At 35.0% G+C, this 11,253-nt stretch carries 14 protein-coding genes; all 14 read left to right on the forward strand.

Annotated features, from left to right (window positions below; all coding sequences use genetic code 11):
* The first annotated feature begins 17 nt into the window (after positions 1-17).
* Entirely contained in the window at positions 18-530 is a 513-nt protein-coding gene (locus tag BLR88_RS01375) for a hypothetical protein (protein WP_091259696.1), read from the forward strand.
* A gap of 20 nt (positions 531-550) precedes the next feature.
* A complete protein-coding gene (locus BLR88_RS01380) occupies positions 551-814 on the forward strand; it encodes a hypothetical protein (RefSeq protein ID WP_091259698.1) in 264 nt (87 codons plus the stop codon).
* Positions 808-1,113, forward strand: a complete 306-nt coding sequence (locus tag BLR88_RS01385; protein WP_091259700.1) for a sigma factor-like helix-turn-helix DNA-binding protein — start codon at positions 808-810, stop codon at positions 1,111-1,113. Before BLR88_RS01380 ends, BLR88_RS01385 begins: the two co-directional genes overlap by 7 nt.
* A 604-nt stretch (positions 1,114-1,717) precedes the next feature.
* Entirely contained in the window at positions 1,718-2,266 is a 549-nt protein-coding gene (locus tag BLR88_RS01395; RefSeq protein WP_091259705.1) for a terminase gpP N-terminus-related DNA-binding protein, read from the forward strand.
* Positions 2,263-3,705 (forward strand): phage terminase large subunit, encoded by a 1,443-nt coding sequence (terL, locus tag BLR88_RS01400; protein ID WP_091259707.1) that lies wholly within the window; start codon positions 2,263-2,265, stop codon positions 3,703-3,705. Before BLR88_RS01395 ends, terL begins: the two co-directional genes overlap by 4 nt.
* Positions 3,706-3,717: 12 nt before the next feature.
* Positions 3,718-5,190, forward strand: coding sequence for a phage portal protein (locus BLR88_RS01405; RefSeq protein WP_091259709.1), 1,473 nt, complete (start codon positions 3,718-3,720; stop codon positions 5,188-5,190).
* A 43-nt stretch (positions 5,191-5,233) separates the two neighbouring features.
* Positions 5,234-6,040, forward strand: coding sequence for a phage minor head protein (locus BLR88_RS01410; RefSeq protein WP_217639369.1), 807 nt, complete (start codon positions 5,234-5,236; stop codon positions 6,038-6,040).
* Between the two features lie 220 nt (positions 6,041-6,260).
* Positions 6,261-7,250 carry an XkdF-like putative serine protease domain-containing protein gene (locus BLR88_RS01415; protein WP_091259713.1) on the forward strand — a complete coding sequence of 330 codons (990 nt, stop codon included), beginning with the start codon at positions 6,261-6,263 and terminating at the stop codon, positions 7,248-7,250.
* Positions 7,251-7,270: 20 nt separating this feature from the next.
* Positions 7,271-8,233, forward strand: a complete 963-nt coding sequence (locus tag BLR88_RS01420; protein WP_091259715.1) for a phage major capsid protein — start codon at positions 7,271-7,273, stop codon at positions 8,231-8,233.
* 39 nt (positions 8,234-8,272) lie between these two features.
* The gene (locus BLR88_RS01425) at positions 8,273-8,605 is read left to right on the forward strand and encodes a hypothetical protein (RefSeq protein ID WP_091259717.1); all 333 of its coding nucleotides are present in this window, start codon (positions 8,273-8,275) and stop codon (positions 8,603-8,605) included.
* Complete coding sequence (locus tag BLR88_RS01430) at positions 8,605-9,036, forward strand: hypothetical protein (RefSeq protein WP_091259719.1); 432 nt, start codon at positions 8,605-8,607, stop codon at positions 9,034-9,036. Before BLR88_RS01425 ends, BLR88_RS01430 begins: the two co-directional genes overlap by 1 nt.
* Positions 9,033-9,542 carry a hypothetical protein gene (locus BLR88_RS01435; RefSeq protein ID WP_091259721.1) on the forward strand — a complete coding sequence of 170 codons (510 nt, stop codon included), beginning with the start codon at positions 9,033-9,035 and terminating at the stop codon, positions 9,540-9,542. Before BLR88_RS01430 ends, BLR88_RS01435 begins: the two co-directional genes overlap by 4 nt.
* 288 nt (positions 9,543-9,830) lie before the next feature.
* A complete protein-coding gene (locus tag BLR88_RS01440; protein ID WP_091259723.1) occupies positions 9,831-10,277 on the forward strand; it encodes a hypothetical protein in 447 nt (148 codons plus the stop codon).
* A gap of 18 nt (positions 10,278-10,295) precedes the next feature.
* Positions 10,296-11,252, forward strand: a complete 957-nt coding sequence (locus BLR88_RS01445) for a phage tail tube protein (protein WP_091259725.1) — start codon at positions 10,296-10,298, stop codon at positions 11,250-11,252.
* Position 11,253 lies beyond the last annotated feature (1 nt).

Genomic DNA, 11,253 nt, shown 5'->3' on the forward strand with positions numbered 1-11,253 from the left:
AAAGGAGGCGATGTCGCATGAAAATATATGATAAACTTCTGTCTAATTTAAAAGAAGAGTTTAATAAAAATAATAACTTTTTTTCTAATTCGTTTGATGATGGCTTTGTTAAAAAACTAACAGATGGTGTCCCAGCGAAGAAATTAACCATGAAGGAATTGATGGAAAATTATAAAAAGAAACTTCCATCTCAACCCGCTAGAATGAGTGAAGAATTAAATGATTATTATTCATTTTTAGATAGTTCCTTAAAGAAATTTATTGTTGAACATAATCTTCAGGAGTACAAATTTTTAGATATGGTTATTAAAAGTAGTTTTCATGAATTGAGCGATTTAGAAGTTAAACTATTAAAACATGATATTGTGGAAAGAAGAAATCTAGATTTTCAGAAAGTCGATGTTTTTACAATAGAAATTGCTGTAATAATGCTTACTACACATTATCATTATTTTATGTTTTTGTGTTCTAACAAAGAAGATAAATTACCAATTAACAATATTAAAGAATATCTGAATGGGAGGTTATAGCAGAAAAGGAGGTAGATATCATGAAATTAACACGTGAGGAGGCTTGGGATTATGTTTTAGAATATCAAAATTTAATTTGGGCTAAAATATGGAATTACAATATTTACAATAAAGAAGATGTTTTTCAGGAAGCATTGATTGAACTACATAAAAGGATACAAAAACACGGAATAGAGAATATTTCTTCTCAGGTTCGTTCTGCTGTGGTTGACAGTATAAAAAAACAAAAGAATAACTCAATGGACTTAAATAGACTTAAAGAAAGTGGGGTGTTAGCATGTTAAACACCCTTACCCCTGAAGAAAAAGAAAGAGAGCAAAGGATAATAATTAAAAGATTAATCGAGCATTATAACTTGTTTTATCAACTTATTAGTTTTCCAGAGGATATAATTCCTAAAGTCGATCTCGATATGGCCATCAATAGTTTAGATGACTTGGAACGAAAAATCATTATTCTTACTTGCCTAGAGGGATATACATACAGACAAGTTGAAAATATATTGGGTATTCCTAGAACAACTATTGGGGACTTGAAGAAACAAGCAATAGATAAAATAGTAAAAAAATGTATGGAAATATAACTTTTTTCGGACAAAAGGAGGTGTGAAATCGTATATATAGTGAAAGCCGTACTAAAAAAGTTTTTTTCATGTATATCACCTCCTTTTCCTTTCATATGGTACGGATTAAGCAGAGAGGCTGTTCGTGTTGGCTTCTCTGCTTTTTTAATTATGTGAGGGCATAGTGCTATAAGTGGGTGCAAGTCCCGCTCCTTACCATTGTTTAAAAGTCCATCAATAAGGAAACGGTAATAATAAAAACTAAGGAGAAGAGGATATATGAGGATATTTTGGTTATTCTGTTTTTACTTATCGCTAATCTCTGGATTAGCAGGGTGTCTTGCTGTTATGTTCGATGTATTGCTGTTTAAGGAAAACATCTTTACTCTATATGAGATTTCACAATTCATTATTCTTATTCTCTTGGCAATCTTTATTAGAATGTATATCTTGCCTAAATATAAAAATAAGTTCGTAAAGAGGCTATAATGCCTCTATTTTTGTTTTTAATTAGTTCGGCATATTTACCCCTTTGAACTTACTTAAAAACGAAAATAGAAGCATTATGGAGGCCATATTTCATTAAAAATACATGATAAATCCATGAAAGAAAGGAGGGTTAGAAATGGCAAGAAAAAAAGATAGTTATAAAAATCATCTAAATAAGACTGTGGAGCAGATACTGGCTTTGCCACGAAGACAAAGACGTTTTCCCGCTATGGCTTTATATTTACAAAATTTTGATATGTCTGTTCAAGAGGTTGCTGAACTTTTAGATATACCAGAAGGAACGGCTAAAGATTGGGCAGCAAAGGACGAATGGGCGAAGACCAGAGAAGAAATAAAAGAAAAAATAAAAGATAAAATAAAAGTTACAGCAGAGACTGAACATACAAAGATAATTATGCAAATCATTTCTAACCTTCTTCAGAAGTTCCTAGAGGCATCATTGAATCCAAACGTTAAGGTCATTGATATACGTGATTTAAAATTCTTATCTGAGGCATTAGAAAAGAATTATAAAATACTGGGATTGCTTAATGTTATAGAAGAACCTACACAGAAACATGAAGTGGAATATAAAGGAATTAATAATCCTGTTCAAAATCTTTCAGATGAAGAACTTCGTCTTCTCCTGCTTGGTCTTCAGGAGAAGGAAGGTGATGGAGAATGACAGTATTAAGTCATAAGGAAATTCAGGTATTAAGAGAATTGGCTCAAACAGAATTGGCAAGAAGAAACTTTCATGATTTTTGTGTTTATATGTATCCAGAGTTCTTTACTCCGAATAAGCCTCATGCTAAAAAAATTGCCGAAACACTACAACAATCATATGAAGACTACAAGAGAGGCTTACAGCCTAAAATTATTATTGCTCTTCCTCCACGTGCAGGGAAGAGTTTTATTATTTCTTTATTTTGCGCTTGGCTTATTGGTAAAGAACCTAAAGAGTCTATTATGAGGAATACATACTCCGCTTCTCTTGCAGAGGATTTTTCATACTACATTAGAGAGTTAATTCAGACAGAGAAGTATTTAAAAATATTTCCACATATAAAACTAAAACAAGATAAATCAAAAATCGATGGTTGGTCTATCGAAGGTGCGCCACGAACAACATATTTCTGCGCGGGTGTCGGAGGAAGTATTACTGGCAAGGGTGCAACTATCTTAGCCGTCCTTGATGATCCGATTAAGAATATGGAAGATGCTATGTCCCCTGTCATCAGAAAGAAAACTTGGGAATGGTATACTTCCACGCACAAGACCCGCTTGGAAGGCAACTGTATAGAAATTGTTATTGCTACCCGCTGGCACACGGAAGATCCAACGGGAAAAATAATGGAATTAGATAAAAATGAAAATGAATGGAAAAAAATCATTATTCCTGCATTAGACGAGAACGGTAAAAGTTACTGTGAGGAGATTAAATCAACAGAGGACTTTTTAAAATTAAAAAAATCTATGGATAGTTTTATTTGGGATGCATTGTATATGCAGAAACCTGCAAACGTTGACGGGGTTCTCTTTAAGAAAAACGAACTTAATTACTTTACAATGCAAGAATTAAATAAATTACTTAGAAATAAAAAACCAGATGTAATTGTTGGTTACACAGACGTAGCCGATACGGGGGCAGATAGTCTTTGCTCTCTTATCGGCTATAAGTTTGAGGATAAAGTGTATATAGCAGATGTGATATTTACACAAGACCCGGTTGAAGTAACAGAACCGCTGGTCGCACAACAGATAATTACACATAAACCTAACACTCACACGATCGAAAGTAACAATGGTGGTCGTAGTTTTGCTCTTAATGTGCAGAGATTAGTCAGCGGTAAGACATTTACTTTTATCAATACGAAACAGAATACACAAAACAAAGAAACAAGAATTTTGATGAAATCGGGGCAGATTAAACAGCATTTCGTATTTAGAGAAGATTATGAGATTGGTAGTGATTACGATAAATTTATGAACGAACTTACTAGTTACGTGAAACTTGGTAAGAACAAGCACGACGATGCAGTGGATGCCGCTACAGGTTTAGCGGAGACGATTTTTGAAGAAAACAACATTCAATTAGGCGGTAAAGTATTCAGCCGTAGATAGGAGGTGATAGATTTGAAACAAATTGGAATTTTGACGAGTAGAGGGAAGTTTGTAGATAACGAGATTATGAATAAATACCTATTAAAAGAAAGAAAAATAGACGAAAAAAGTAAGCAGATAAAAGACCCCTTTGCAGGGAAGTATACAGATGGTCTTGTTGTCCCTCCATACAATCTTTTGGAACTGGCAAATACATTGTCGTTTAATCCTTACCATTTCAGGGCTGTTGTCACCGTAGCAGGAGATGTCGCAGGAACAGGATATGTTCTCAAACCAACAGTTGATGAACCAAACGAAGAAAATAAAAAAGAGTTAATAGCATTTTTTGATAAGATAAAGCCTAGTGTAAATGAGATTGTTCGCAGAATGTTGGTTGATTATAAAACAACAGGGAACGGATATTTAGAAATAATTCGTGAGGGATATGCACTTAACGGTAAGCCCGTTGGCCTTGACCATATTCCTTCCCACACTGTAAGGGAACATGTTAGCGGTGAAAAGATATGTCAGATACGTGGAGACCAAAAAATATGGTTTAAATTATTTAATGCTCCTTTTGATTTATCTGTACATAACACGGAACCAAAAACGAACGAGGAACGTGCAACAGAATATTTATCCTTAAAAGAATACCATCCTTCTGACGATTTTTATGGAATTCCACAATATATTTCCGTGATTCGAACAATGTATGGGGATATTGCAAGAAACGAATATAACCTTTCGTTCTTTAAAAATTATGGAATGCCTGCTGCTATCGTTTCAGTTGCTGGAAATTTCAATCCTGCACAACCGATTGACTTAGAAGGTCATACCATAGTGGATTATCTAGAAGATCAATTTAGACAATTCCAAGAAAACCCTCACAGCACTATGTTATTAACAATACCAAGCGCAGGTGGTGGAGAGGTTAAAGTAGAAGTAACACCTATTGGCACTGAACAAAAAGATTCTTCTTTCCAAATGTATCGTAAAGACAATCGTGATGAAATATTAGCCGCTCACGGTGTTCCTCCTTATCGGCTCGGTATAGCCGAAACAGGAAGTTTAGGGGGTAGCACAGCAGAAGAAAGTACAGAAATATACAAGAGAAGTATTATAGAACCTTTACAACAACTTGTAGAAGCAATGATTAACCGAATTATCAGAGAAGGTTTTGGAATAACCGATTGGGAATTTCGCTTTAACGATATAGATTTAGAAGATATGGCAAAGGATTTAGAGTTTGCAGATGCACTTTTCCAAAAAGGTGCTATCACACCTAACGAGTTAATTCGTAACTTTGGTAAGAAATTTGGGATTGAACCTGACCCTGACAATCCATATTTAAATAGCCACTACATAAATGGAACTCCTATTGATTTAGAATACATAATCGAAAAAATGGAAAAAGAGAAGGACCAAGAAATGGATTTAGAACAAGCAGAAAGTTTGTTGAATAAAATCAAATCTGTCATGTTCAAGTCCGTGATAAAGAATGAGTAAAGAATTAGAACTTTATATGAAGGCTCGTAGAATACAACAGCATATGGCAGTAGAAAAGTCAACAGATAAAAAATCAATTGCTATCATGGGGCAAATGGTCGATAAACTTGCGGAAGTAATAAAGAAAGTAGGTAAGGAAAGTATTGAACTTTTAAAAAGCGATAGAGGAACTTACTATTCTCCTGATATGTTTTCAGTTGCTTTAGATTTAGTAATGGCTCATTACGAAGAAGAGTTTGCTGAAATCATGACAGAGTTCAATGTAGAAGCCGCTCAACTAGGACAGAATAGAATAATTCATCATTTGCAGGTTATGGGCTTCTCTTTAACTCATGCACCTATTACTGACCGTGTATTAGAGTTAATTAAAGAACAAACCTTTGAAGCAAGTAAAAACACATTAGCAAATATTAAAGGCGACGTAATGGATAATATTGCAGATAGTTATCGTCAAGGATTAGGTATAGATGATGCGGCTAAACGATTAGAAGAAGTTTTTGAAAATATGAAAGAACATCAACTAAAACGAATAGCCCGTACAGAAATTAATGGAAATTTACAAAAGGGCGCACACGAAACAATGAATGAACTTAATATCGAATACACACAATGGATTTCAGCAGATGACAGCAGAACTAGAAGAAGTCATAAGGAACTAAATGGACAAATAACAAAAAGAAATGGTAAATATAGTAATGGTTTAGAGCATCCCGGAGACCGTAGAGGTCCGACAGAAGAATGGATTAATTGCCGTTGCAGAGAAGTACCGTATTTTATTCCAAAGGGATATGCCCCACCACCGGGTAGAGACTGGTTTTATGAAAAAGATTTAATAAAGATAAGTCATTAGGAGGTGGTAATGTGTTTGGATTTTTTAAAAGTAAAGAACAAAAGAGGTTCGAAAATTTTTTAAAATATGAGGAATTCTACAAGAGTCAAGAAAAAAATAGATTTAAAGTCGTTTTTACACATTATAGGTATGAAGACTATCTTGAAGATAGAAAACGATACAGAGGTTATTGAAGAGGCTACATTATGTAGTCTCTTTTCTTTTGAAAGGAGGTGAGTAGATGGAAAAGAGAATTGTATATGCTCCAGTGCTAGTGCCTGATAAACCTGATCATGATGGGGATATAGTTACAGCCGAACAGATTCAAGAATTTGCTCACCGTTTTATGGCTTCATATCGAAATATCGATTTACAACATACAATGAACAACATTGGTGTTCCAGTAGAATCCTACATTGCTAAACAACCTTATAAAGTGGAAACACCTGAAGGTGAAAAAGTATTGCCTGTTGGAACTTGGATAATGGCTGTTAAGGTTATTCACGAAGACACTTGGAACAGAATTAAAAATGGAGAACTGACAGGTTTTAGTATTATGGCAGTCAAGAAAACCGTGCTTAATGAAATAGTTGCTAAATCAAGAGAATTTAGCCTTTCTGAAAGCGACTTGGTTGCCGTGAAAAGTAAAACTACCTTGAAGGATCTAGGTGATGATCTAGAGGTTATATTTGTTTCCATCGTAGATGAACCCGCTGTTCCAGATGCGAAGTTTTTCACTATTAAATCCAAGAAGCAGAGTTTAATAGATAAATTAAAAGAAAAAGTAAATAAAGCACTCTTGGATGACAGTGGCACTGCTCGAAAGGAGGTGACAGGTATGACAGAGGAAGAATTAAAGGCTCTTTTGGAGACTATTCAGGCTTTGCAACAAAAAGTAGCAGCACTAGAAGAACAAATAAATGGAGAACCAGAAGATTCTCAAGAAGTAAATCAGGAAGAAGTTCAAGATAGTGCTGAAAAGGGAGAAGAAACTGAAACTTCTTCTCAGGAACAAGCAGATGAGGTTTCAAGCGAAGAAGATTTAAAGGCGATAATTGCAGATTTACAAAAACAGATTGAGGAACTTAAAGGTAAAGGTTCTAATACTGTTGCTAAAAGCCGTAAATTGAGAGGTTCCGATTTCCAAACTACTAATGAAGAAAAGAAAGAAGTATATAAGTCCAAGTACGAACGTGATGCGTTCGGTAATCGAATTAATTTAGGACTATAAAAGAAAGGGGAGATGAAAATATGTATAACATTGATATTAAAGGAGGAATTGAAAAAGCACTAAAAAGTATTACGGTGCAAGATTTAAATGATAGTGTTTTAAGTCCAGAGCAGTTCCAAAAGTTTGTGGATGGATTGCAAGACGAAAGTAAAATTTTAAGTATGGCTCGTCTACAAGAAATGTATAGTCAAGTAGCAAAAATTGACCGTATGCAATTTGATGGCCGTGTCTTAGAACAAGGTAAAAATGCAGACGGCACTCAAAATATTCCGGGTGCTGCTAAACCAACATTCAAAACTAATGAATTAGTTGCTCACGAATTAGTAGCAGTAACTGGTCTTTATGATGATGCCGCTCGTCGCAATATAATGAAGAAAAATTTAGAGAACTACCTAATTACTCTTTTCAGTAAGCAAGTTGCCTTCGATTTAGCAGAATACTGTTTGTGGGCTAATACTGCTTCATCTGATCCATTCTTAAAGAAAACAAACGGTTGGATTGAACTTGCTGCTAACAAATTATATGGACAAGGAACTGAAGCAGACTTCAATCCTACGGATATTTTCAGTATTTTTAATTCAATGATTCAGGCTATGCCTAAACGTGCTATTCGTAATCGTTCAGAAGTTGTTTTTCATGTAGGGTTTGAAATTGAAGATGCTCTTCGTGATGCATATGCGAATCGTGGTACTGATTTAGGAGACCTCGCACTTACTACAAACGGAACACTTACATATAAAGGCTTCCCGGTTGTGTATGATCCTGCAATGGATGCATATCCTGATGATACTGGTCGTGCTGTTCTTTTCACAAATCCTAAGAACTTAGTTTATGGTGTATTCCATCGTGTAACGATTGAAGCAGACCGAGTTCCGAAGGAACGTAAAACAGATTTTGTATTAACTTTTGAAGGAGATGCAAATTACGATAACGAGGAAGCAGCAGTAGTTGCTTACTTAGACAAAGCAAAGCCTAGTGCTTAAAGTTTTGTCTTCTCTTCTTTTTAGAAAGGAGGAATTACAGTGATTAGTGTTGTGAAACTATATGAGGTTAAAAACACTAGCACTGATACAGTAGCAAAAGGGGGATATATCTTTCCCCCTAGAACTACTGTAAAAGTCAGAGTTAGTGAATATAAAATAAAAGAATTTTCGGCTCATAAGGATTTAAAGGTAAAAGAAGTTTCTTCAAGCGATAAACAACATGGGGAAAGAAAAAATGAAACAAGTAAATACAGAATTAATGGTAACGGTCGATTACAATGTCCTTACTGCGATAAAGATTACAAGACAGAAGAAGGCTTAGATAAACATATTGAAGAAAAACATCCAGAGAAGAAGCAAGGTGATGCCTAATGGGTAAATACTATTCAACCATTGAAGATGTAATCGTCTATACAGGCATAGAACCTGTTGATTTAAAACTTGATACAGAAGAAGAATTACATTCAACAATTGAAACTTGGCTTATACAGGTTAAATCCCTAATGGACAGAATAACAGAAAGAGATTTTCACAAAGAACTAGAAGATGGGAAAATTAACGAAATAGATGCTGGTCTTCACAATATTGCTCTCCGTATTACAGCCAATATGGTTCTCCAAGCACAGATAAGAAAACAAACAAGCACAATAGAAAAAGACAGTAACCTTCCACAATTACTTCAATCCTCCATTATTACCCAAGATATCCGAGAAGAATTAGAACAATATAAAAACAAAAAGATAGAAAGTAACGATTTTAGTTTTTTTATTCGCAGAGTGCGAAACGGAAGTGAATTATCATGAATACACAAGTAAATGATCAGGTATTAGAAAATTTACCTGCAAATGTTAGACAGGCTATTGAACAAGCAGTAGAAATGACGAAATTGGAAATGTGGAGGAATTTACGAATAAAAACTCCTGTTGATCATGGACGTGCTGCGAACAGTTGGCAAATGCAAGTTGTAAACCCATTAGAACATATGATTTATAACACTGCTTCATACATAAAGTATCTAATCGAAGGAACGGGAGAGTATGGACCAACTGGAAGACCGATTATGCCAAAAACAGCAGGTGCATTAAAATTCCTTTGGAAAGGAAAAACTTTCATCTTCAAAGGAGATTTAACGGAAAAATGGCAAAAGGCTAGTTTTATAAAATGGGCAAAAGAAGAAGGAATGGAACCTGTTCTTTCTTGGCCAAAAGGTATTAAGCCACATGATTTTATTGATAAAAGCAAACAAGAAACAGAGGCACGTATTCCTGAATTTGTCCAAACTGCAATAGACCGGGTTATGGGGTCATGAACCGATTTTTATTTTTATGAACCGACTTTGAACCGACTTATGAACCAATTTTGTCCTACAGCCCCAACGAATGAACCAAATGAACCGACTTTTTCTAAAAGTTTTCAAACAGCAATACTAGTTTTAAAATAGCATACCAATGTCTTTATATTGTTTAGGGAAAAAGTTTTACAGAAACTCGGTTCACTCGGCTCAGAGCCTATCATATCAATGTTTTTTCGGTTCATGACTTGGTTCAAAGTCGGTTCATGTTTTTTTCTAAATCGGTTCAAAGAAAGGAGGGGCTTTATGATTGGGTTAGGTAAGGCTGTTGTACAAATACAAGAAAAAGTTGAGGAGATTTTAAAGAATGAAAATAGAGAAGGTGGAAGGCTAGAAGGAGTAAAGGACATCATTAGTTGGGTTTATCATAAAGGAAAACCTTCTCACCCCGCCATTTGGATAATTCCACAAGACCCCACTCCAACAACTGTAGCATTAGCGAATAAACGATACTGGGAACAAATATTTAGTATTGCAAGTTTAGTAAAAAGTAATGATCCTGTCGAAGGAGCAAAACAGGCTACATTATTGGCAGGAGAAGCGAGGGATATATTAATACAGTCTAAGCGACTTGGACTTTCCTATGTACAAGATGTGACTGATTTATCGTTTAGCCCCTCCAACAATTCCAACAGCAATGGGATTGAATATGGAGCAGTGGCTTTTATTAAAGTAAAATTTTTTACTATTTAACGAAAGGAGGAATTATATATGGCAGATATTTTGCGATATGCAGGATTTGCAGAAGAAACCGAGTTTAATGGTTCTACTATTCCTGCCGAAAGATTTCATGTGGATATTGCTAGTGCCAGTTTAGATATACCAGCAAGCAAAAACGTTACGGTTCCCGGTGGACTAGGAAAAGGTGCAAAAAGAAAAGTAAATACATATAACTATCCAACTGGTGCTGTTGAATATGCAGTTGATTTAAATACAATTGGTTTCTTTTTAAAAATGACTTTGGGAGGCTATAAATTTACTAGTGGTACTTTAAATCAGCATGAATTCTATGGTGATAAAAATGCAATTCCTAGATCATTTATAACAACTGTTGGAAAAGATAGATTTGAGCACCTGTTCACTGGTTGTGTAGTTGAAAGCATGGAAATAAATGTTTCTGACAGTGTTGTTACTGCAACTGTTAACATTGTAGGTGCAAAGGCACAGCGAAGAACAATTAAATTAGAAAGCCAGTTAAATATTCCTGATGCTTACCCGCTTGCAATGCACGAAGTAACGGCTCGTATCAATGGAACTGAAAATATTTCTACTAAAGTTCAAAATTTAACCATCTCAATTTCTAACAATGCAAGCGCTGATGCAGGTAAAGTTATTGGACAACTTCATCCTGCACGAATTATAACTGGAGAACGAACTGTGGATATTTCTTATACGCTTTATTTTGAGGACGAAACAGAACTTGCTCGCTATGAGAATGACGAAGAATTTACATTAGATATTGATTTTAACCAAGTAGACGGTAGCAATATGAATATCCATCTACCACGTGCTTACTATGATAGTGTTCCTACAACAGTAAGTGGAAGGGATATGATTACACAATCCGCTACTGTTAAAACACTTGTAGGTACTGTTACTTTAGATGACGGTGAAACAGTAGAAACAAATATCTATGTAAAACTCAATAACAGAGAGGGGGAATATTAAT

The sequence above is a fragment of the Aneurinibacillus thermoaerophilus genome (genome assembly GCF_900099925.1).
GTDB classification, from domain to species: domain Bacteria; phylum Bacillota; class Bacilli; order Aneurinibacillales; family Aneurinibacillaceae; genus Aneurinibacillus; species Aneurinibacillus thermoaerophilus.